Origin of the sequence: Haemophilus sp. CCUG 66565 (assembly GCF_001679495.1) — a bacterium.
Lineage (GTDB): Bacteria > Pseudomonadota > Gammaproteobacteria > Enterobacterales > Pasteurellaceae > Haemophilus > Haemophilus haemolyticus_K.
Genome location: NZ_LZOX01000012.1, coordinates 17,796 through 40,772, shown reverse-complemented (window position 1 = coordinate 40,772; position 22,977 = coordinate 17,796). Strand labels below are relative to the sequence as shown.

16 protein-coding genes are annotated in these 22,977 nt (G+C 39.5%); 13 read left to right on the top strand and 3 right to left on the bottom strand.

Annotated elements, in window-relative coordinates; translation table 11 throughout:
* Positions 1–16: 16 nt before the first annotated feature.
* Positions 17–1,237 (top strand): aromatic amino acid transport family protein, encoded by a 1,221-nt coding sequence (locus A9501_RS03560; RefSeq protein ID WP_065264928.1) that lies wholly within the window; start codon positions 17–19, stop codon positions 1,235–1,237.
* Between the two features lie 142 nt (positions 1,238–1,379).
* Here the strand turns inward: A9501_RS03560 and A9501_RS03555 are convergent, their stop codons facing one another.
* Positions 1,380–1,640 (bottom strand): YfhL family 4Fe-4S dicluster ferredoxin, encoded by a 261-nt coding sequence (locus A9501_RS03555; protein ID WP_005627640.1) that lies wholly within the window; start codon positions 1,638–1,640, stop codon positions 1,380–1,382.
* A gap of 77 nt (positions 1,641–1,717) precedes the next feature.
* On the opposite strand from A9501_RS03555, the gene A9501_RS03550 reads away from it, so the two are divergent.
* The 4 genes from A9501_RS03550 (at position 1,718) to A9501_RS03535 (ending at position 6,052) form a co-directional block, all read left to right on the top strand.
* Positions 1,718–2,488, top strand: a complete 771-nt coding sequence (locus A9501_RS03550; RefSeq protein ID WP_065264927.1) for a ribonuclease T2 family protein — start codon at positions 1,718–1,720, stop codon at positions 2,486–2,488.
* A gap of 95 nt (positions 2,489–2,583) precedes the next feature.
* Entirely contained in the window at positions 2,584–3,744 is a 1,161-nt protein-coding gene (gene pgk, locus A9501_RS03545; protein WP_065264926.1) for a phosphoglycerate kinase, read from the top strand.
* Between the two features lie 120 nt (positions 3,745–3,864).
* Entirely contained in the window at positions 3,865–4,944 is a 1,080-nt protein-coding gene (gene fbaA / locus A9501_RS03540; protein WP_065264925.1) for a class II fructose-bisphosphate aldolase, read from the top strand.
* Between the two features lie 67 nt (positions 4,945–5,011).
* Complete coding sequence (locus tag A9501_RS03535) at positions 5,012–6,052, top strand: glycosyltransferase family 9 protein (protein WP_065264924.1); 1,041 nt, start codon at positions 5,012–5,014, stop codon at positions 6,050–6,052.
* Here the strand turns inward: A9501_RS03535 and yczE are convergent.
* Positions 5,996–6,664, bottom strand: a complete 669-nt coding sequence (gene yczE / locus A9501_RS03530) for a membrane protein YczE (RefSeq protein WP_065264923.1) — start codon at positions 6,662–6,664, stop codon at positions 5,996–5,998. The genes A9501_RS03535 and yczE overlap by 57 nt on opposite strands.
* Before the next feature lie 209 nt (positions 6,665–6,873).
* On the opposite strand from yczE, the gene A9501_RS03525 reads away from it, so the two are divergent.
* From A9501_RS03525 to rpoC, 8 genes are all read left to right on the top strand, one after another.
* On the top strand, positions 6,874–8,418 hold the full coding sequence (locus tag A9501_RS03525) for a YjjI family glycine radical enzyme (protein WP_065264922.1): 1,545 nt from the start codon (positions 6,874–6,876) through the stop codon (positions 8,416–8,418).
* 8 nt (positions 8,419–8,426) lie between these two features.
* Positions 8,427–9,215, top strand: a complete 789-nt coding sequence (locus A9501_RS03520) for a 4Fe-4S cluster-binding domain-containing protein (protein WP_065264921.1) — start codon at positions 8,427–8,429, stop codon at positions 9,213–9,215.
* A gap of 101 nt (positions 9,216–9,316) precedes the next feature.
* The gene (locus A9501_RS03515; RefSeq protein WP_005633049.1) at positions 9,317–10,570 is read left to right on the top strand and encodes a NupC/NupG family nucleoside CNT transporter; all 1,254 of its coding nucleotides are present in this window, start codon (positions 9,317–9,319) and stop codon (positions 10,568–10,570) included.
* A 69-nt stretch (positions 10,571–10,639) separates the two neighbouring features.
* On the top strand, positions 10,640–11,356 hold the full coding sequence (gene deoD / locus A9501_RS03510) for a purine-nucleoside phosphorylase (RefSeq protein ID WP_005643966.1): 717 nt from the start codon (positions 10,640–10,642) through the stop codon (positions 11,354–11,356).
* Positions 11,357–11,528: 172 nt separating this feature from the next.
* Positions 11,529–11,957: a 50S ribosomal protein L11 gene (gene rplK / locus A9501_RS03505; RefSeq protein WP_005633053.1), complete on the top strand. Its 429-nt coding sequence runs from the start codon at positions 11,529–11,531 to the stop codon at positions 11,955–11,957.
* A gap of 4 nt (positions 11,958–11,961) precedes the next feature.
* Positions 11,962–12,651: a 50S ribosomal protein L1 gene (rplA, locus tag A9501_RS03500; RefSeq protein ID WP_009500432.1), complete on the top strand. Its 690-nt coding sequence runs from the start codon at positions 11,962–11,964 to the stop codon at positions 12,649–12,651.
* 381 nt (positions 12,652–13,032) lie between these two features.
* On the top strand, positions 13,033–17,061 hold the full coding sequence (gene rpoB / locus A9501_RS03495; protein ID WP_065264920.1) for a DNA-directed RNA polymerase subunit beta: 4,029 nt from the start codon (positions 13,033–13,035) through the stop codon (positions 17,059–17,061).
* A gap of 125 nt (positions 17,062–17,186) precedes the next feature.
* Positions 17,187–21,455 (top strand): DNA-directed RNA polymerase subunit beta', encoded by a 4,269-nt coding sequence (gene rpoC, locus A9501_RS03490; RefSeq protein ID WP_065264919.1) that lies wholly within the window; start codon positions 17,187–17,189, stop codon positions 21,453–21,455.
* Between the two features lie 198 nt (positions 21,456–21,653).
* Here rpoC and A9501_RS03485 read toward each other — a convergent pair whose 3' ends face one another.
* Complete coding sequence (locus tag A9501_RS03485; protein WP_065264918.1) at positions 21,654–22,976, bottom strand: anaerobic C4-dicarboxylate transporter; 1,323 nt, start codon at positions 22,974–22,976, stop codon at positions 21,654–21,656.
* Position 22,977: the final 1 nt, after the last annotated feature.

The following is a 22,977-nucleotide window of genomic DNA, read 5'->3' as shown; positions in this document are numbered from 1 at the left end:
CTATAAGGATAATTTTATGTTACAGAATAAAACATTTGGGAGTGCACTAATTATTGCAGGCACAACCATTGGAGCAGGTATGCTTGCTATGCCGCTTACATCAGCGGGCATGGGCTTTGGTTATACCGTGTTATTGCTCGTTGGCTTGTGGGCTTTGTTGGTTTACAGTGGATTGTTGTTTGTAGAAGTGTATCAAACAGCGGATCAGTTGGATGATGGTGTTGCCACGCTAGCTGAAAAATATTTTGGCGTTCCGGGACGAATTTTAGCAACGTTGAGTTTGTTAATTTTACTTTATGCGCTTTCAGCCGCTTATATTACGGGTGGTGGATCTTTACTTTCAGGTTTGCCAACTGCTTTTGGAATGGAGGCGATGTCGCTTAAAACCGCGATTATTATCTTTACTGTGGTATTAGGTTCTTTTGTCGTTATAGGAACGAAAGGCGTGGATGGTTTAACTCGCGTGTTATTTATTGGTAAGTTAGTCGCCTTTGCTTTTGTGCTATTTATGATGCTTCCCAAAGTATCAACAGATAATTTAATGGCATTGCCTTTGGATTATGCTTTTGTGGTTTCTGCTGCACCGATATTTTTCACCTCTTTCGGTTTCCACGTCATTATGGCGAGTGTAAATAGCTACTTAGGTGGAAGTGTAGAAAAATTTCGTCGTGCTATTTTGATTGGTACCGCGATTCCATTAGCCGCTTATCTTGTATGGCAGTTAGCAACTCATGGTGTATTAAGTCAAAGTGAATTTGTGCGTATTTTACAAGCTGACCCAACGCTAAATGGTTTAGTGAATGCAACACGTGAAATCACAGGTTCTCATTTTATGGGGGAAGTAGTGCGCGTGTTCTCATCACTCGCTTTAATTACTTCATTCTTAGGCGTAATGCTTGGTGTGTTTGAAGGCTTAGGTGATTTATTCAAACGCTATCATTTGCCAAATAATCGCGTTGTATTAACCATTGCCGCATTTTTACCGCCACTTGTATTTGCATTGTTTTATCCTGAAGGATTTATTACTGCATTAAGTTACGCTGGTTTGTTGTGTGCGTTCTATTGCTTAATTTTACCAATTGGCTTGGCATGGCGTACACGTATTGAAAATCCAACATTGCCATATCGTGTTGCTGGCGGTAATTTTGCTTTGGTGTTTGCGTTATTGATTGGCGTGGTGATTATGGTCATTCCATTTTTAATTCAATGGGGATATTTACCGGCCGTAGCGGGGTAATGTGAAGAAAAGTAACTCAATGTGGTTCTTTTTATAGATAAAAGTGCGGTGAAAAATTTCAGTTTTTTGATAATAAAAATAAGCTCAAAATTAACCGCACTATTTTAGAAGATAATAAGTCATATTTCAGTTGCTTTAAAAATTACAATTTATCTGAATGATGAATCATCACAAAGCGTTCCCAAAGCTGTTCTTCGGTTTCTTGATGTTCAGGATCGGGCTTAATACAGTTAGTGATTGGGCAAACTTTTTGACAGGTTGGGGTATCGTAATGGCCGACACATTCTGTGCAAAGTACAGGATCGATCACATAAATCTCATCGCCAATGGAAATGGCTTCGTTCGGGCATTCTGGTAAGCACATATCGCAGTTGGTACATTTGCTAGTGATGAGTAATGCCATTGTGATCCTTAATAGAAAGTTGAAAGCCGCGAATTATAGCCGACAAAAACTTGATTGACAAAAACTAAACAAAATTTATGAAAAAATTCACTTCCACCCTTTCTCTTATTGTCCTCGTTGTATTAGCAATTTGGCAATATTTTACCGATTCAACCAAAACTAAAAATCAATTACCTTCTCCTACAATCGAACAGGCTAAGCAAACAAAAGCATCTGAGCCTAAATTTGAGACAAATCGGACGGATATTGAGAAAAGTGCGGTGAAAAATCCGAATGTTTTTGCCAATTATGATGTGATTATGCGTGATGATCCTATCGGGCAAAATGCAAAGGCACCTGTCGATTATTATATGTTGGTATTATCTTGGTCGCCTGGATTTTGTGATATTCAGCGTGAAAAATATGGTAATCAGCTGCCTTCCTCCGCTCAATATCAATGCGGAAATAACCGCGCTTTAGGTTGGGTTGTTCATGGATTATGGCCTCAAAATGCAAGTGCACTTTCAGTGACGGATCATCCACGTTTTTGCAAGGGCGATTTACCCGCATTGCCAAAAGATTTATTAGCACGATATTTGGCTATTTCACCTGGTGAACAATTATTGCAAGGTGAATGGGAAAAACATGGTAGCTGTGCATTTGATTCTGCCCAGCAATATTTTGCTAAGGAGCAGGAATTATTTAGCTCATTAAAATTACCGAATCAAAATTTAAGCCGTAATGAACTTTTTCGTTGGATGAAACAACATAATCCACAATTAAAAAATGCTTATTTAGGCGCAAGTCGAAACGAATTATTCATTTGTTATGATAAAAAATGGCAGGTAATGAATTGCCAAAGCAAATAAGAATTTCTTTGATCTAAATCGTTACAACCTAGCGCGAAGTAGGTATAATACGAAAAGTTTTCAATTTTAATTTTAACTTAATAAGAGGATAGATTATGTCAGTAATCAAAATGACCGATTTAGATTTAGCCGGTAAACGTGTATTTATCCGTGCGGATCTTAATGTGCCAGTAAAAGATGGCAAAGTGACCTCAGATGCGCGTATTCGTGCGACCATTCCTACTTTAAAATTAGCCTTAGAAAAAGGCGCAAAAGTGATGGTAACTTCTCACTTAGGTCGTCCAACTGAAGGTGAATTCAAACCAGAAGATTCTTTACAACCAGTTGTTGATTACTTAAAAGACGCGGGCTTTAATGTTCGTTTAGAACAAGACTATTTAAACGGCGTAGATGTTAAAGAAGGCGAAATTGTTGTTTTAGAAAACGTACGTGTGAACAAAGGTGAAAAGAAAAACGATCCAGAATTAGGTAAAAAGTATGCTGCACTTTGCGATGTATTTGTAATGGATGCGTTTGGTACCGCTCACCGTGCTCAAGCATCAACTTACGGTGTTGCAGAATTTGCACCAATCGCTTGTGCGGGTCCATTATTAGCCGCTGAGTTAGATGCATTAGGTAAAGCCTTAAAAGAACCCGCTCGCCCAATGGTGGCTATTGTTGGTGGTTCTAAAGTTTCCACTAAATTAGAAGTATTAAATTCTCTTTCAAAAATCGCTGACCAAATTATTGTGGGCGGTGGTATTGCAAATACTTTCATTGCGGCAGCAGGCCATAATGTAGGTAAATCTTTATATGAAGCTGATTTAATTCCAGTTGCGAAAGAATTAGCAGCAAGCACAGATATTCCTGTGCCAGTTGATGTGCGTGTAGGTTTAGAATTCTCTGAAACGGCATCCGCAACAGAAAAAGCAGTAAACGAAGTGAAAGATGAGGAATCTATTTTTGATATTGGTGATAAATCTGCAGAACAATTAGCAGAAATCATCAAAAATGCAAAAACCGTTTTATGGAATGGCCCAGTTGGTGTGTTTGAATTCCCTAACTTCCGTAAAGGGACTGAAATCATTTCTCACGCAATTGCAAACAGCGATGCATTCTCTATCGCAGGTGGTGGTGATACATTAGCGGCTATTGATTTATTCGGTATTGCAGACAAGATCTCTTACATTTCAACAGGTGGTGGTGCATTCTTAGAATTCGTAGAAGGAAAAGTATTACCAGCAGTAGAAATTCTTGAAAAACGTGCGAAAAATTAACCGCATTTTTCCTATGTGACATATCGATGGCGAGTATTAAAAATGTCGCCATCGATAAAAAGTCAAAAAAATTCTCCAATTGTGGGTTTGTCCCGCTAAACATAAAAAGGAAACACAAGTATGGCTAAATTATTAGATATCGTGAAACCTGGTGTCGTAACAGGTGAAGATGTGCAAAAAATCTTTGCTTATGCAAAAGAGCATAACTTTGCTATTCCAGCAGTAAACTGCGTGGGTTCTGACTCAGTTAATGCCGTGTTAGAAACTGCTGCACGCGTAAAAGCGCCAGTTATTATTCAATTTTCTAACGGTGGTGCAGCGTTCTATGCGGGTAAAGGTATTAAATCTGCAAGCGGTGCTCGTCCTGATGTACTTGGTGCGATTGCTGGAGCGAAACACGTTCATACTTTAGCTAAAGAATACGGTGTTCCTGTTATTCTTCACACTGACCACGCTGCGAAAAAATTACTTCCATGGATTGATGGTTTACTTGAAGCAGGTGAAAAACACTTCGCAGAAACTGGCCGTCCATTATTCTCTTCTCACATGCTTGACCTTTCTGAAGAGCCAATGGAAGAAAATATGGCAATCTGTCGTGAATACCTCGCTCGTATGGATAAAATGGGGATGACCCTTGAAATTGAAATCGGTATTACCGGTGGTGAAGAAGATGGCGTAGATAATTCTGGTGTTGATGAGTCTCGTTTATATACTCAACCATCTGACGTACTTTATGTTTACGATCAATTAAATCCAGTAAGCCCTAACTTTACCGTTGCAGCGGCATTCGGTAACGTACATGGTGTTTACAAACCAGGTAACGTAAAATTAAAACCATCTATTTTAGGTGCATCACAAGAGTTCGTTGCGAAAGAACGTAATCTTGCAGCAAAACCAATTAACTTCGTCTTCCACGGTGGTTCAGGTTCTAGCCGCGAAGAAATCCGCGAAGCAATTAGCTACGGTGCAATCAAAATGAACATTGATACCGATACTCAATGGGCATCTTGGAATGGTATTTTGAACTTCTATAAAGCAAATGAAGCTTATCTTCAAGGCCAATTAGGTAACCCTGAAGGTCCTGATGCACCAAACAAAAAATACTACGATCCACGTGTTTGGTTACGTAAAATGGAAGAATCTATGTCTAAACGCTTAGAACAATCTTTCGAAGACTTAAATTGTGTTGATGTTTTATAATCCACAAAAATAACATAAAATATGACCGCACTTTCAAGTGCGGTTTTTTCATTTTAGCGGAGAAATTATGGAAAAGATCTTAGTTATTCGTAACGATAAATTAGGCGATTTTATGCAAGCATGGCCTGCTTTTGCTATGCTGAAGTTATCGAATCCTTCTTTAAAATTAACCGCACTTGTTCCGAGTTATACTGCGCCTTTAGCGGAAGTTTGTCCGTTTATTGATCATGTTATTATTGATAGCAAAAAAAATGATCAAACGGATTTCAAACGTCTTGTGCAGGAAATCAAATCGCAGCAGTTTGATGGAATGATTAGTTTCTTTTCCAATACCCATAATGGAAAACTCGCTTGGAAAAGTGGGATTAAATATCGTCTCGCGCCAGCAACGAAATGGGTTCAAATTCTCTATAATCACCGTCTAACACAACGCCGTTCTCGTTCTGAAAAATCAGAAGCGGAATATAATCAAGATTTAGTCCGCGCTTTTTTGCAAAAGCATAATATGCCAATTGTTGAACCTAAACCGCCTTATTTAACTTTTGAGAAAAGAGCGGTGGAAAATCAACGTGTTTTCTTGCAAGAGAGCTTAGGGCTTTCCGAAAACAAAAAATGGATCTTTGTACATAGCGGTTCTGGTGGTTCAGCTACGAATCTTTCTTTAGCGCAATATGCGGATTTAATTAAAGGCTTATTGGCTGAGTTTGATTGTAATGTTGTGCTGACTGCAGGACCTGGCGAAAGTGAAAAGGCCCATGAGTTAGCTAATCTAGTTAATGATTCACGCGTAGTTATTTACGATAAGAATAAAGGTTTAGTGGATTTTGCGCATTCTTTGGCTTGTGCGGATTTATTTATTGCGGGATCTACTGGTCCATTGCATTTGAGTAGTGTGTTTAATATTCCAACTATCGGATTTTATCCAAATAGTCGTTCTTCTCAGCCGAGACGCTGGAAACCGATTAATGATGTCGATAAGCATCTTGCATTTTGTCCACCCGCGGGAAAAGAGACTCAAATGAATCTAGGTTTAATTTCAATAAATAATGCTTTAGTAACCATTTTCCCCTTTGTGAGAAAAATGTGGGCATTGCGCAATGATGTTTAAGCAAATCTGAACTATCCATCCTATACTGGCGGCAAAAATAATTGTCCCCAGACCGACGGTGCCACCAAGAATAAACCCTAGAATACAAACAAAGATTTCAATGCTTGTTCTGACGATGCTCACTTTTAAATAAAATCTTTGACAGAAACCAACCATTAATCCATCCCTTGGTCCCGCGCCTAAATGGCAGGTAAGATATAAGGCTGTGCCTAAGCCATAAAGTAATAAGCCCACCGCACCACATAATAGTTGTTCTGCCAATGAGCTTGGTGTGGCCAGTATTTTTGTTGTGAGACCAAGGAAAAAAGCAATAATAACGATATTAAGTAGAGTGCCCAATCCTAATCGAAGTTTTAGTGGAAACCAGGCTATCATTACGATACAACTGATAAAAAATGATGCCCAACCAATGCTCATATTAGTTTGTATTGCAATGCCTTGTGAAAGCACCGTCCAAGGTGTTGAACCTAGATTCGAAAGCACGATTAATCCATCGCCGATACCGAGGATTGATAAGGCAAAGATCAAAACTGACAATGTTTTGATGTCCAACGACCAAAGAGATGTCGCTGCCCAAGATGTATGGGGAATAACACGTACTTTTTTCTTCATAAAATATCCTTTTAACTCTTGCCATAATAAAAGGAAATGTAGAAAAAATGAAACAATTTAATGTTCTATTTTAGAATTGTATTTTATAGAAATACACGACCATTTATATCAATATTAATTTCTAAAACTGTGATCTTACTCACATTTTGAAAATTGTTTAATATCTCTCCATTTCGTACAATATGCCCAATTCTTAATGGGAGAAAATTATGTTAGCAACACTTCAAGATATTCTCGATACGGTTAAAGCCAATAATCTGACTTATCATCAAAAATTAATGACATTAGGTAATATTGCTGAGCGTTTATTTGATCCTCGCGATTTGCTTGGCTATACCGATGAAGAATGGGGCTTTTTACAGAATCAGATGATTTGTGATTTATGTGAAGGTTACGCAATTTATCGTCCTCGTTATATCCTGCCTGATTACAATGTGTATATTAAAAAAGGCTGCGAATTTTTAGAGCTGCCGCCACCAAAAGATCTTGATGAGGCACTTGATGGATTATTGATTCTTTATTCCCACGTGCCATCCATTACAACTTATCCTGTTTATGTTGGTCGTCTTGATGTATTGCTCGAGCCTTTCATTACTGATGAAGAAAAAGACTATATAAAAATTAAACGTTTCTTAAATCATATCGATAAAACTGTGCCTGATTCATTTTGCCATGCCAATATTGGGCCTTATGATACGAAAGCGGGTCGCTTGATTTTGCGCGCGGTGATTGAGCTTGAAGCGCCAACACCGAATATGACCATTCGTTATGATAAATCCAAAACGAGCCGTGAGTTTGCTGAACTTGCAGCAAAAGCCTGTTTATTAGTTTCTAAGCCATCTTTTGCAAACGATGCGTACTATATTTCCGATCTAGGTGAAGAATATGGCGTAGCAAGTTGCTATAACGCATTGCCTGAATGTGGCGGTGCTTACACATTAACGCGTTTACGTCTAGGGACGATTGCTCGCGCGTGTAAAAGTGCGGATGAAATGGTAAACGAATTATTACCACGTGTGGCGAAATGTGCTCTTTCAACGATGGATAAACGACATAAATTTGTAGTGGAAGAAAGTAATTTCTTTAACAGTTCATTCCTCGAAAAAGAAGGCTTTATCAAACGCACTAATTTTACGGGGATGTTCGCAATTGTGGGCTTGGCAGATGCAGCAAACCACTTATTGCAATGTGAAGGCTTAAATGAAACCTTTGGTAAGAGTGCTCGCGGTGATGAAATTGCGACAGCAATTATGGATAAACTTAAAGAAATCACTGATGCTCATGAAGGGGTTTATGCTGAACGCACTGGCAATCGTTATTTATTACATGCGCAAGTTGGCGCAAGTAACCACGAAGAAGACAAACGTAACGCACCGGCTCACCGTATTCGTGTAGGCGAAGAACCAACGTTACTTGAACATTTAAAACAGTCTGCCCCGTTCCATAAGTATTTCCCATCTGGTACAGGGGATTTATTCGCCTTTGATCAAACCTATGTAGATCACTGCGATGCGGTGGTGGATATTATTGACGGTGCATTCTCTTTAGGCTATCGCTACATTACCACCTATTTGAAAAATACGGATTTAATTCGCGTTACAGGTTATTTGGTGAAGAAAAGCGAAGTTGAAAAATACCGTAAAGGCGAAGTCGCATTACGCGACACAACCTGGTATGGCTCGGGTACGGATGAATGTGCCAACGTGTTTGATCGCCAATTGCGCGATGAAAAAGATGTCACCGCTGAAAAATAATTGGAAAAATGACCGCACTATCTGAGATTTTTGTGCCGTTGCATCGGATTATTCCTTTTTCAAATGTAGAAGGGCAAGGCAATCGTTCGAGCATTTTTCTGCAAGGTTGCAAGCTAAATTGCTTGTATTGCCATAATCCAGAAACTATTCCTCGTTATACGGAAAATGCGAAATTGGTTAGTTTGCAGTATTTGTATGAACAGGTTATGGAGGCGGTTCCATTTATTCGCGGTGTCACAATTTCAGGTGGCGAACCGACAATCCATCATAAAAAACTCGTTCCGCTCTTTGAGGCTTTACGTTCGCAAGGATTAACCTGTTATTTGGATAGTAGCGGCTTTTTTGAGTTTGATCGTATTCGTTCTTTAATCGATGTCACTGATAAATTTTTATTCGATCTGAAAGGTGAGGGCGCAGGTTTACAATCGCTCTGTTTTGACCGACAAAATCAAGAAGGCATTGTACCACAGCAAGTGATACCAGAACGTTTACATATAAAGAACGATAAACTTGAGCGAAATTTACAAAATCTGACAGCCTTGTTGCCGTTAAATAAAGTGGAAGAAGTGCGGTTAGTTTTTTTAAAGAATTTTTTTGATGCTGAACATTTGGTGGGCAAAGTTGCGCTACTTTTACGAAATTATCCTGATGTGGCATTAAAAATTATTCGTGTGCATAGTAAAGGTGCGCGCGATGAAACTGGGTTATCAACGCACATTCCAAGTGCGGAAGAAACTAATGCATTGGCTACTTATGCGCGTCAATGTGGAATTAACAAGGTTTTGACTATTTTGTAGTCGCTTACAAAAAAGTGCGGTGAAAATTCACCGACTTTTTGTGAGAAAACAAGTAGAATAAGCCGAATTTTTTATTAACTTAACCAATCTAGGGGAATCAAATGAGTGTGTTAAGCAGCATTTTGGGAATGGTCGTATTAATCGCTATTGCCGTGTTACTTTCCAATAATCGTAAAGCGATTAGTATCAGAACCGTGCTCGGGGCGTTAGCAATCCAAGTTGGATTTGCCGCCCTTATTTTATATGTGCCAGCAGGTAAACAAGCACTTGGTGCAACTGCTGATGCCGTATCAAATGTTATTGCTTACGGTAATGAAGGTATTAACTTTGTATTTGGTGGTTTAGCTGATCCAAGCAAACCTTCAGGTTTCATTTTTGCCGTGAAAGTATTACCAATTATTGTGTTCTTCTCTGGCTTAATTTCTGTGCTTTATTACCTTGGCATTATGCAAGTGGTGATTAAAGTATTAGGCGGTGCATTACAAAAAGCATTGGGTACGTCAAAAGCAGAATCCATGTCAGCAGCTGCTAATATTTTCGTCGGTCAAACTGAAGCACCATTGGTTGTTCGCCCTTACATTAAAAATATGACCCAATCTGAATTATTTGCCATCATGGTAGGTGGTACTGCATCTATCGCGGGTTCAGTAATGGCGGGTTATGCTGGAATGGGCGTGCCATTGACATACTTAATCGCTGCGTCATTTATGGCAGCACCAGCAGGTTTGTTATTTGCGAAATTAATGTTCCCACAAACAGAACAATTCTCTGATAAACAACCAGAAGACAATGATTCAGAAAAACCAACTAACGTACTTGAAGCAATGGCGGGCGGTGCGAGTGCAGGTATGCAACTTGCGTTAAACGTAGGTGCAATGTTAATCGCATTCGTTGGTTTAATTGCATTAATTAACGGTATTTTAAGTGGCGTTGGTGGCTGGTTTGGCTATGGCGACGTAACTTTACAATCTATCTTTGGTTTAGTTTTCAAACCATTAGCATACTTAATCGGTGTAACTGACGGTACCGAAGCGGGTATCGCAGGACAAATGATCGGGATGAAGTTAGCGGTTAACGAATTCGTAGGTTACCTTGAATTTGCAAAATACTTGCAACCAGATTCTGCGATTGTATTAACTGAAAAAACCAAAGCAATTATTACTTTCGCACTTTGTGGTTTTGCTAACTTCAGCTCAATTGCAATCTTAATCGGTGGTTTAGGTGGAATGGCGCCAAACCGCCGTAGTGATGTTGCACGTTTAGGCTTGAAAGCGGTAATCGCAGGTACTTTAGCAAACTTAATGAGTGCAACGATTGCTGGCTTGTTCATCGGACTCGGTGCTGCAGCGCTTTAATTCTCGGATAAGTGCGGTGAAAAATGACCGCACTTTTTATTTTTACATTTGAAAAAAGGAAGGAAAATTATGACTCCACATATTAACGCGCCTGAAGGTGCATTTGCTGATGTTGTTTTAATGCCAGGTGATCCACTTCGTGCAAAATACATTGCAGAAACGTTTTTGCAAGATGCAGTAGAAGTAACAAATGTTCGTAATATGCTTGGTTATACCGGTACTTACAAAGGTCGTAAGATTTCTATTATGGGCCACGGTATGGGAATTCCATCTTGCTCTATTTACGCGAAAGAATTAATCACTGAATACGGTGTGAAAAAAATTATCCGTGTAGGCTCTTGTGGCGCTGTTCGTATGGACGTGAAAGTGCGCGATGTAATTATCGGTTTAGGCGCATGTACTGATTCAAAAGTAAACCGTATTCGTTTCAAAGATAACGACTTTGCAGCTATTGCTGACTTCGATATGGCACAAGCCGCTGTTCAAGCTGCAAAAGCAAAAGGTAAAGCTGTTCGTGTCGGTAACTTATTCTCGGCGGATTTATTCTATACGCCTGATGTTGAAATGTTCGATGTAATGGAAAAATACGGCATTTTAGGCGTGGAAATGGAAGCGGCTGGAATTTATGGTGTGGCTGCAGAATATGGTGCAAAAGCATTAACAATTTGTACTGTGTCTGACCACATTCGTACTCACGAACAAACCACAGCAGAAGAGCGTCAATTAACATTCAATGATATGATCGAAATTGCATTAGATTCAGTATTAATTGGTGATGCGCAATAATTTCTTATAGTGGATTTAATAAGTGCTTGAAAAACAACCGCACTTTTTATATAATCCGCGCCCATTATGAGCCGTTCGCGGCTCATATTTTTGTGTGGTGCAATGAATGTTGCACTGAAAATTATCGGGGAGCTATTTAATGGCGTTATTACCCAATTAGAGGAAAACTAAAATGGCAAAAAAAGTCCAAGCCTACGTTAAGTTGCAAGTTGCAGCTGGTATGGCAAACCCATCACCACCAGTTGGTCCTGCATTAGGTCAACAAGGTGTGAACATTATGGAATTCTGTAAAGCATTCAACGCTCGTACTGAGAGTTTAGAAAAAGGTTTACCAATTCCAGTTGTTATCACTGTATATGCAGACCGTTCATTTACTTTCGTAACTAAAACTCCACCAGCAGCAGTATTATTGAAAAAAGCTGCGGGTATCAAATCTGGTTCTGGTAAACCGAACAAAGAGAAAGTGGGTAAAGTAACTTTAGATCAAGTTCGTCAAATCGCTGAAACTAAAGCAGCAGATATGACTGGCGCGTCTATCGAAACCAAAATGAAATCAATTGCTGGTACTGCTCGCTCTATGGGCTTAGTGGTGGAGGAATAATACGATGGCTAAATTGACTAAAAAAATGAAAGCAATCAAAGCTGGCGTAGATTCTACTAAAGCATACGAAATCAACGAGGCAATCGCGGTATTAAAACAATTCGCAACAGCTAAATTCGTTGAAAGTGTTGACGTTGCAGTAAACTTAGGTATCGATCCTCGTAAATCTGACCAAAACGTTCGTGGTGCAACTGTATTACCACACGGTACTGGTCGTGAAGTACGCGTAGCTGTGTTCACTCAAGGTGCTAACGCAGATGCAGCTAAAGCAGCTGGTGCTGATTTAGTAGGTATGGAAGATTTAGCAGAGCAAATCAAAAAAGGCGAAATGAACTTTGATGTTGTTATCGCTTCTCCTGATGCAATGCGTGTTGTTGGTCAATTAGGTCAAGTATTAGGACCACGTGGTTTAATGCCAAACCCTAAAGTTGGTACTGTAACACCAAACGTTGCTGAAGCAGTTAAAAATGCTAAATCTGGTCAGATCCGTTATCGTAACGATAAAAACGGTATCATCCACACCACTATCGGTAAAGCAAACTTCTCTGAAGTTCAATTAAAAGAAAACCTTCAAGCATTATTGGCTGCTTTAAACAAAGCAAAACCAACTACTGCTAAAGGTATTTTCATCAAGAAAGTAAGCATCTCTACCACTATGGGTGCAGGTGTTGCTGTTGATCAAGCTTCTTTATAATTTAAAGAATTGATAGATTTTAAACCGCACTTTTGAAAGTGCGGTTTTTTATTTCATAAAACTTCTCCATAAGTTTTAAACTTGACGAGAAAGCTGCATTCATTTAAAATTTACCGCCTTAAAATTAGCAAAGATTTAGATTGATTTTTAATCAATTTTGACCTTTTATTGTTTAATTTAACCGTGTTTTTGATAGAAAGCACATCCATACAATGACAAATCCACCGTTATTTGTCGTTGTTTTGCTCAAGTTGTCGTCCTATGTAATTTGAGTTGTCACCCCACTATAGAAGTAAGGTTCAGAGTGCGGTCATTTTAACGGTCATTCACGTCACAGTTAGTTTGTGGCTAGGTCACTGAACAGTTAGCAGAGGAAAACCAATGGGTTACTCCTATTCTGAAAAAAAACGAATTCGTAAAGATTTCGGTAAACGTCCGCAAGTTTTAAATGTTCCTTATTTATTAACCATTCAATTGGATTCTTTTGATAAATTTATTCAAAAAGATCCTGAAGGTCAGCAAGGTTTAGAAGCGGCATTCCGTTCTGTATTCCCTATTGTAAGCAATAATGGCTATACAGAATTACAATATGTAGATTATCGTTTAGAAGAACCTGAATTTGATGTACGTGAGTGCCAAATTCGTGGCTCAACTTATGCAGCAGGCTTACGTGTAAAATTACGTTTAGTGAGCTACGATAAAGAATCTTCTTCACGCGCAGTTAAAGATATTAAAGAAAATGAAGTTTATATGGGTGAAATCCCATTAATGACTGATAACGGTACTTTCGTAATCAATGGTACCGAGCGTGTTATCGTTTCACAATTACACCGTAGTCCAGGCGTATTCTTCGATTCTGACAAAGGTAAAACCCATTCTTCAGGTAAAGTGCTTTATAACGCACGTATTATTCCTTATCGTGGTTCTTGGTTAGATTTTGAATTCGATCCAAAAGATAACTTATTTGCACGTATTGACCGTCGTCGTAAATTACCGGCAACAATTATTCTTCGTGCATTAGGCTACACCACTGAAGAAATCTTAAACTTATTCTTTGATAAAATTACCTTTGAAATCGCTGGCGATAAATTGTTAATGACTTTAGTGCCAGAACGTTTACGTGGTGAAACAGCTTCTTTTGATATTGAAGCAAATGGCAAAGTTTATGTTGAACGTGGTCGTCGTATTACCGCACGCCATATCAAGGCATTAGAAAAAGACAAAATTTCACAAGTCGTTGTACCTTCTGAATATATTTTAGGTAAAGTTGCGTCGAAAGATTATGTCGATTTAGAGTCTGGTGAAATTATTTGCCCTGCAAACGGCGAGATTTCTTTAGAGATTCTTGCAAAATTAGCTCAAGCAGGTTACACCACGATCGAAACTTTATTTACTAATGATTTAGATTACGGTCCATATATTTCTGAAACTCTACGTGTAGATCCAACTTATGACAAAACTAGTGCGCTTTACGAAATTTATCGTATGATGCGTCCAGGTGAACCACCAACACCAGAATCTTCAGAAGCGTTATTCAATAATTTATTCTTCTCTGCAGAGCGTTATGATTTATCTGCTGTCGGTCGTATGAAATTTAATCGTTCTTTAGCGATCGCAGAGGGTGAAGGCGCTGGCACTTTAAGCAATGAAGATATTATTGCGGTAATGCGTAAATTAATCGACATCCGTAATGGCCGTGGCGAAGTGGATGATATTGACCACTTGGGTAACCGTCGTATCCGTAGCGTAGGTGAGATGGCGGAAAACCAATTCCGTATCGGTTTAGTGCGTGTAGAAAGAGCGGTGAAAGAACGCTTATCTTTAGGTGATTTAGATGCAATCACACCGCAAGACTTAATTAATCCAAAACCAATTTCTGCAGCGGTGAAAGAATTCTTTGGTTCTTCACAACTTTCCCAATTTATGGACCAAAATAACCCATTATCAGAAGTCACGCACAAACGTCGTATTTCTGCATTAGGTCCAGGCGGTTTAACGCGTGAGCGCGCAGGCTTTGAAGTTCGTGACGTACATAATACTCACTATGGTCGTTTATGTCCGATTGAAACCCCTGAAGGTCCAAACATCGGTTTGATCAACTCACTTTCTGCTTTTGCACGTACTAATGATTATGGTTTCTTAGAAACGCCATATCGTAAAGTGGTTGATGGCCAAGTTACTGAAGAAATTGAATACCTATCTGCAATTGATGAAGCAAACTATATCATTGCACAGGCAAACTCAAATTTAGACGAAAATAACCGTTTTACTGATGCCTTTGTTACTGCGCGTGGTGAACGTGGTGAATCAGGTTTATATAAACCTGAAGATATTCACTATATGGACGTTTCGACACAACAAGTGGTATCTGTTGCGGCAGCATTAATTCCATTCCTTGAGCACGACGATGCGAACCGTGCGTTGATGGGTGCGAACATGCAACGTCAAGCAGTTCCAACATTACGTGCGGACAAACCATTAGTTGGTACAGGTATGGAAAAACCAATCGCACTTGACTCAGGTGTTGCGGTTGTTGCAAAACGCGGTGGTACAGTTCAGTACGTCGATGCTTCTCGTATCGTCATTAAAGTAAATGAAGATGAAACCATTGCAGGTGAAGCTGGTATTGATATTTATAACTTAATCAAATATACCCGTTCTAACCAAAATACTTGTATTAACCAAATTCCTTGTGTGAATTTAGGCGATCCAATCAATCGTGGTGAAGTATTAGCAGATGGTCCTTCTACTGATTTAGGTGAGCTTGCATTAGGTCAAAATATTCGAGTGGCGTTCATGCCTTGGAACGGCTATAACTTTGAAGACTCAATGTTAGTTTCTGAACGTGTTGTTCAACAAGACCGTTTCACTACCATCCATATTCAAGAATTATCTTGTGTTGCCCGTGATACCAAGTTAGGTGCAGAAGAAATTACGGCGGATATTCCAAACGTAGGTGAGTCAGCGTTAAGCAAACTTGATGAATCTGGTATTGTTTATGTTGGTGCTGAGGTTAAAGGTGGTGACATCTTAGTAGGTAAAGTAACGCCTAAAGGTGAAACTCAATTAACCCCAGAAGAAAAACTTTTACGCGCAATCTTTGGTGAAAAAGCATCTGACGTGAAAGATTCTTCATTGCGCGTACCAAATAGCGTAACAGGTACGGTAATTGATGTTCAAGTCTTCACTCGCGATGGCGTGGAAAAAGACAAACGCGCACTAGAAATTGAAGAAATGCAATTAAAACAAGCGAAAAAAGACCTTTCTGATGAATTAGAAATCTTGGAAGCCGGCTTATTCACACGTGTTCGTAATCTTCTTATCTCTGGTGGTGTTGATGTTGCTCAATTAGATAAATTAGAGCGTACTAAATGGTTAGAACAAACCATTGCAGATGAAGAAAAACAAAATCAATTAGAACAGCTTGCAGAGCAATACGAAGAACTTCGTAAAGAGTTTGAACATAAACTTGAAGTGAAACGTAAGAAAATTATCAAAGGTGATGATCTTGCACCAGGCGTGTTAAAAGTGGTTAAAGTTTACCTCGCGGTGAAACGTCAAATCCAACCGGGTGATAAAATGGCGGGTCGTCATGGTAACAAAGGTGTTATCTCGAAAATTAACCCAGTTGAAGATATGCCATACGATGAGAATGGCCAACCAGTTGAGATCGTATTAAACCCATTGGGCGTACCATCTCGTATGAACATTGGTCAGATCCTTGAAACCCACTTAGGTTTAGCAGCGAAAGGTATTGGTGATCAAATCAATGCAATGCTCAAACAAAAACAAGAAGTGGAAAAATTACGTGGTTATATCCAAAAAGCGTATGACTTAGGTAATGGCTCACAAAAAGTGGATTTAAGTACCTTCACAGATGAAGAAGTATTGCGTTTAGCTGAAAATCTACGTAAAGGTTTACCAGTTGCGACACCAGTATTTGATGGTGCAGCTGAAGCTGAAATCAAAGAGTTATTAAAACTTGGTGGATTACCAACTTCAGGTCAAATCACTTTATATGATGGCCGTACAGGTGAGAAATTCGAGCGTCCAGTAACAGTAGGTTATATGTACATGCTCAAATTGAACCACTTAGTTGATGACAAAATGCATGCTCGTTCAACTGGTTCTTATAGCCTTGTTACACAACAACCATTGGGTGGTAAAGCTCAATTCGGTGGTCAACGTTTCGGTGAAATGGAGGTATGGGCACTTGAAGCATACGGTGCAGCTTACACCTTACAAGAAATGTTAACGGTGAAATCTGATGATGTGAATGGTCGTACGAAGATGTATAAAAACATTGTAAGTGGTAACCAACACATGGACCCAGGCACACCGGAATCTTTCAATGTAATTATGAAAGAAATCCGCTCACTTGGTTTAAATATCGAGTTAGACGAAGAGTAATCAGTAGGGGAGTGAAGAATTTCTGATTCACTCACCTTACGAAAGAAAAATCGCCGAAGTGCGGTGGAAAAACATCGAAATTTTTAACCGCACTTTAAACCTTTAACTCCGACAGGAGAACATTTGTGAAAGACTTAGTTAAGTTTTTAAAAGCACAGTCAAAAACCAGTGAAGATTTTGATGTGATTAAAATTGGGTTAGCTTCCCCAGATATGATCCGTTCTTGGTCATTTGGTGAAGTGAAGAAACCTGAAACCATTAACTACCGTACGTTCAAACCTGAACGTGATGGTCTTTTCTGTGCGCGTATCTTCGGGCCTGTAAAAGATTACGAATGTTTATGTGGTAAATATAAACGTTTAAAACACCGTGGTGTGATTTGTGAAAAATGTGGTGTTGAAGTTACCCAAACTAAAGTTCGTCGTGAACGTATGGGGCACATTGAACTTGCATCGCCAGTTGCACATATTTGGTTCTTAAAATCATTGCCGTCTCGTATTGGTTTACTTTTAGATATGCCATTGCGCGATATTGAACGTGTACTTTACTTTGAAATGTACATCGTGACCGAACCGGGTATGACTGATTTAGAGCGCGGTCAATTATTAACTGAAGAACAATACCTTGACGCTGAAGATCGTTGGCAAGATGAATTTGAAGCGAAAATGGGTGCTGAAGCGATTCAAGATCTCTTAAAAGGTATGGATCTTGAAGTTGAATGTGAAAAATTACGTGAAGAATTACAAGAAACTAATTCTGAAACTAAACGTAAAAAAATCACTAAACGCTTAAAATTATTAGAAGCATTTGTTCAATCTGGTAATAAACCAGAATGGATGGTAATGACTGTATTACCAGTTCTTCCACCAGATTTACGCCCATTAGTACCACTTGATGGTGGTCGTTTTGCGACTTCAGATCTGAACGATTTATACCGTCGTGTAATCAACCGTAACAACCGTTTAAAACGTTTATTAGATTTAATTGCGCCAGATATTATTGTGCGCAATGAAAAACGTATGTTACAAGAATCTGTTGATGCGTTATTAGATAATGGTCGCCGCGGTCGTGCAATTACGGGTTCTAACCGTCGTCCGTTAAAATCATTGGCAGATATGATCAAAGGTAAACAAGGTCGTTTCCGTCAAAACTTATTAGGTAAACGTGTTGACTATTCAGGTCGTTCTGTAATCACTGTTGGTCCGTACTTGCACTTACACCAATGTGGTTTGCCGAAGAAAATGGCATTGGAATTATTCCGTCCGTTTATCTACGCTAAATTAGAAAGCCGTGGTTATGCAACGACAATCAAAGCGGCTAAGAAAATGGTTGAGCGTGAAGATGCGATCGTTTGGGATATTCTTGCAGAAGTTATTCGTGAACACCCGATTCTATTGAACCGTGCGCCAACACTTCACCGTTTGGGTATCCAAGCGTTTGAACCGATCTTAATCGAAGGTAAAGCGATTCAATTACACCCACTCGTTTGTGCAGCGTTCAACGCGGACTTCGATGGTGACCAAATGGCGGTACACGTTCCATTAACGCTTGAAGCTCAATTAGAAGCTCGTGCATTGATGATGTCAACCAACAACGTGCTTTCACCAGCAAACGGTGATCCTATTATCGTTCCATCACAAGACGTGGTATTAGGTCTTTACTATATGACCCGCGAAAAAGTGAACGGTAAAGGCGAAGGCATGTTATTGCAAGATCCTCGCGAAGCTGAAAAAGCATATCGTACAGGTGAAGCAGAATTACATTCTCGCGTGAAAGTACGTATTACTGAATATGTGAAGAATGAAGCTGGCGAATTTGATGCGAAAACCACGCTTACTGATACAACTATCGGTCGTGCGATTTTATGGATGATTGCACCACAAGGTATGCCTTATTCATTGTTCAACCAAACATTAGGTAAAAAAGCCATTTCTAAACTGATTAACGAAGCTTATCGTCGTTTAGGTTTAAAAGAAGCGGTAATGTTTGCTGACCAAATTATGTATACCGGTTTTGCTTATGCGGCACGTTCAGGTTCATCAGTTGGTATTGATGATATGGAAATTCCAGCGAAGAAATACGAAATTATTTCTGCAGCGGAAGAAGAAGTGGCAGAGATCCAAGAACAATTCCAATCAGGTCTTGTGACTGCAGGCGAACGCTATAATAAAGTAATCGATATTTGGGCCGCAGCGAATGAACGCGTAGCGAAAGCGATGATGGAAAACTTATCTCAGGAAGAAGTCATCAATCGCGAAGGTAATCCTGAAAAACAAGCATCCTTTAATAGTATCTTTATGATGGCTGATTCTGGTGCTCGTGGTTCTGCAGCGCAGATTCGTCAGTTAGCTGGTATGCGTGGTTTGATGGCGCGTCCAGATGGTTCGATCATTGAAACTCCAATTACAGCAAACTTCCGTGAAGGTTTGAACGTATTACAGTACTTTATTTCAACCCACGGTGCGCGTAAAGGTTTGGCGGATACCGCATTAAAAACAGCGAACTCAGGTTACTTAACTCGTCGTTTAGTTGACGTAGCACAAGACTTAGTGATCGTAGAAGATGACTGTGGTACGCACGAAGGCTTAGTCATGACCCCATTAATCGAAGGTGGCGATGAAAAAGTTCCACTTCGTGAATTAGTGTTAGGTCGTGTAGCTGCAGAAGATATTTTAAAACCAGGTACAGAAGAAGTATTAATTCCTCGTAACACGTTATTAGATGAAAAACTCTGTGATGTGTTGGATGCAAACTCTGTAGACAGCGTAAAAGTACGTTCTGTTGTAACTTGTGATACTGATTTTGGTGTATGTGCGAAATGTTATGGTCGTGACTTAGCTCGTGGTCATTTAATTAACCAAGGTGAAGCTGTGGGTGTTATTGCTGCTCAATCTATCGGTGAGCCGGGTACACAGTTAACCATGCGTACGTTCCATATCGGTGGTGCGGCATCTGCGGCAGCAAAAGAATCGAGTGTACAAGTTAAAAACACTGGTACATTACACTTAATGAATGCGAAATTCGTTACTAATGATGAAGGTAAATTAGTATTAACGTCTCGTAATACTGAATTAACTATTACCGATGCATTTGGTCGTACTAAAGAACACTATAAAGTGCCTTATGGTGCGGTGTTAAGCAAAGGTGACGGCCAAGATGTAACAGCAGGCGAAACTATCGCAAATTGGGATCCACATACAATGCCAGTTGTCTCTGAAGTTTCTGGTTTTGTGAAATTCGTTGATATTATTGATGGCTTAACTGTTACTCGTCAAACCGATGAATTAACAGGTTTATCATCAATCGTGGTTCAAGATGTGGGTGAACGTGCTACTGCGGGTAAAGATTTACGTCCAACCATTAAATTAGTTGATGCAAATGGTAACGATATTTTCTTACCTGAAACTGATGTTCTTGCACAGTACTTCTTACCGGGTAAAGCAATCGTAAGTTTAGACGATGGCGCAGCAGTAAAAGTGGGTGAACCATTAGCACGTATTCCGCAAGAATCTGTGGGTACGAAAGATATTACCGGTGGTCTACCGCGCGTTGCGGATTTATTTGAAGCACGCAAACCAAAAGAACCAGCTATCTTGGCTGAAATTTCTGGTATCGTGTCTTTCGGTAAAGAAACCAAAGGTAAACGCCGTTTATTAATTACTCCTTCAGAAGGCGAAACTTACGAAGAAATGATTCCAAAATGGCGTCAGCTCAACGTATTTGAAGGTGAAATGGTGCAACGTGGTGACGTAATTTCTGATGGTGCTGAAACACCACATGATATTTTACGTTTACGTGGCGTGCGTGCAGTAACTGAATACATCGTGAACGAAGTACAAGATGTTTACCGCTTACAAGGGGTAAAAATCAACGATAAACATATAGAAGTTATCGTTCGTCAAATGTTACGTAAAGCAGTAATTACCAAAGCTTACGACTCAGAATTCCTAGAAGGGGAACAAGTCGAAGTTGCTCGCGTGAAAATCATCAACCGTCAACGTGAAGCAGAAGGTAAACCACCGGTTGAGTTTGAACGCGAATTATTGGGTATCACTAAAGCGTCTCTTGCGACTGAATCCTTCATCTCTGCAGCGTCGTTCCAAGAAACTACTCGTGTTCTTACCGAAGCAGCAGTGGCAGGTAAACGTGATGAATTACGTGGCTTGAAAGAGAACGTAATTGTAGGTCGTTTAATCCCAGCGGGTACAGGTTTTGCGTATCATCAAAGCCGAGTTAAAAATCGTCAAAAAGCGGCTGATTTAGCAACATTAGCAGCGGAAGGTGTAGCTTCTGCTTTCGCAAGTGATGCTGATATCGCTGATGAATTTGAAATGATCGCAGATGATGCTACACAAAATCTTGCTGCATTATTAAATTCAGAAATGGAAGATTAATTTTCCAAATGAGATGAAAAAAGCCCCGAAAGGGGCTTTTTTATTATAGCTACTCAAAGTTTGGTTATAAAAGTTATATGCTATTTGTATGACGGGAAATAGTTTAAGTGAATGATAAATAGAAAAATCCTCACTATATAATGAATAAATCTGATAAGCAAAATTCAATATATAGGAGGATTGTTATTGAATCACATCTTAAAGAAGAATGTGAGAAAGACCTAAACCGATTAATAAGCAGAAAAGCATGCTTAATAAACCAGGAATCATAAAGCTATGGTTTAAAATATATTTACCAATTTTGGTTGTGCCCGTAGTATCGAAGTCAATGGATGCAATGATTGGACCGTAATTAGGAATAAAGAAGTAACCATTTACTGCCACAAATACACCGATTAATACTGGCGCTGGGATACCTAATGCGATACCAAGTGGGAACAATGTCGCTACTGTTGCACCTTGGCTGTTTACTAATACTGAAAGTACAAATAGCGCGAAAGCAAATGCCCATGGCGCAGTTTCAACTAAGCCTTTCACCATTTCTTTCACTTCAGTCATGTGCGCTTGCATCAATGTATCGCCTAACCATGCAATACCGAAGATTGCAATTACTGCACGCATACCTGCGTGGAATACAGAACCTTTAGTGATTTCAGTGCCATCTGGTTTACAAGTTAAGATAATTAACGCACCAATCGCTAACATAATGATTTCGATAGTGTGTGCCATCCCCATTGGTTTACCATCAAATACTGGACGTAAAGATGGAACCGCACCCATGATTACAACAAGTAATGAACCAAATAAGAATAAAGAAACAGAAATTTTAGCTGTTTTGCTCACTTCTACTTCTTTAACTGAAGTGGTAGAAGCAAAAGTATCTGCATATTTTGGATCATTTAAACGACGTTGATATTCTGGATCATCTTTTAATTCTTTCCCCATTTTGTTTACAAATAAACAAGCAATAAAAATACCTAAGATGGTTGAAGGAATAGTTACCATTAATACGTCGCCAAGATGAATGCCTTGAGGTTCAAGGTAAGCAACAACCGCTACAACAGCTGCCGCAATAGGGCTTGCTACGATAGCAAATTGTGATGCGATTACCGCCATTGACATTGGACGTTCTGGACGGATACCGTTTTGACGGCTCACTTCAGCGATAACTGGTAATACAGAATATGCTACATGGCCAGTACCCGCTAAGAAAGTGAATAACCAAGTTACTGCTGGAGCGATAAACGTAATGTGTTTAGGATTACGACGTAAGATTTTGGTTGCGATTTTGATCATGTAGTCTAAACCGCCAGCTGCTTGCATTGCTGCTGCCGCTGCCACTACCGCCATAATCATAAACATAACATCAATAGGTAAACCTGCTGGTTTTAGACCAAAGCCAAAAGAAAGAATAGCAAGGCCTAAACCACCAAATACACCTAAACCGATACCACCCACACGTGCACCCACAAAGATACACAATAATACGATGGCAAATTGTAGTAAGAACATTGCAGACATA

Coding starts and splice junctions, on each gene's coding strand:
- A9501_RS03515 (WP_005633049.1), top strand. CDS start 9,317: ATGAGTGTGTTAAGCAGCATTTTGGGAATGGTCGTATTAATCGCTATT.
- fbaA (WP_065264925.1), top strand. CDS start 3,865: ATGGCTAAATTATTAGATATCGTGAAACCTGGTGTCGTAACAGGTGAA.
- pgk (WP_065264926.1), top strand. CDS start 2,584: ATGTCAGTAATCAAAATGACCGATTTAGATTTAGCCGGTAAACGTGTA.
- rpoB (WP_065264920.1), top strand. CDS start 13,033: ATGGGTTACTCCTATTCTGAAAAAAAACGAATTCGTAAAGATTTCGGT.
- A9501_RS03525 (WP_065264922.1), top strand. CDS start 6,874: ATGTTAGCAACACTTCAAGATATTCTCGATACGGTTAAAGCCAATAAT.
- A9501_RS03550 (WP_065264927.1), top strand. CDS start 1,718: ATGAAAAAATTCACTTCCACCCTTTCTCTTATTGTCCTCGTTGTATTA.
- A9501_RS03555 (WP_005627640.1), bottom strand. CDS start 1,640: ATGGCATTACTCATCACTAGCAAATGTACCAACTGCGATATGTGCTTA.
- A9501_RS03535 (WP_065264924.1), top strand. CDS start 5,012: ATGGAAAAGATCTTAGTTATTCGTAACGATAAATTAGGCGATTTTATG.
- rplK (WP_005633053.1), top strand. CDS start 11,529: ATGGCAAAAAAAGTCCAAGCCTACGTTAAGTTGCAAGTTGCAGCTGGT.
- rplA (WP_009500432.1), top strand. CDS start 11,962: ATGGCTAAATTGACTAAAAAAATGAAAGCAATCAAAGCTGGCGTAGAT.
- yczE (WP_065264923.1), bottom strand. CDS start 6,664: ATGAAGAAAAAAGTACGTGTTATTCCCCATACATCTTGGGCAGCGACA.
- A9501_RS03485 (WP_065264918.1), bottom strand. CDS start 22,976: ATGTCTGCAATGTTCTTACTACAATTTGCCATCGTATTATTGTGTATC.
- deoD (WP_005643966.1), top strand. CDS start 10,640: ATGACTCCACATATTAACGCGCCTGAAGGTGCATTTGCTGATGTTGTT.
- A9501_RS03520 (WP_065264921.1), top strand. CDS start 8,427: ATGACCGCACTATCTGAGATTTTTGTGCCGTTGCATCGGATTATTCCT.
- A9501_RS03560 (WP_065264928.1), top strand. CDS start 17: ATGTTACAGAATAAAACATTTGGGAGTGCACTAATTATTGCAGGCACA.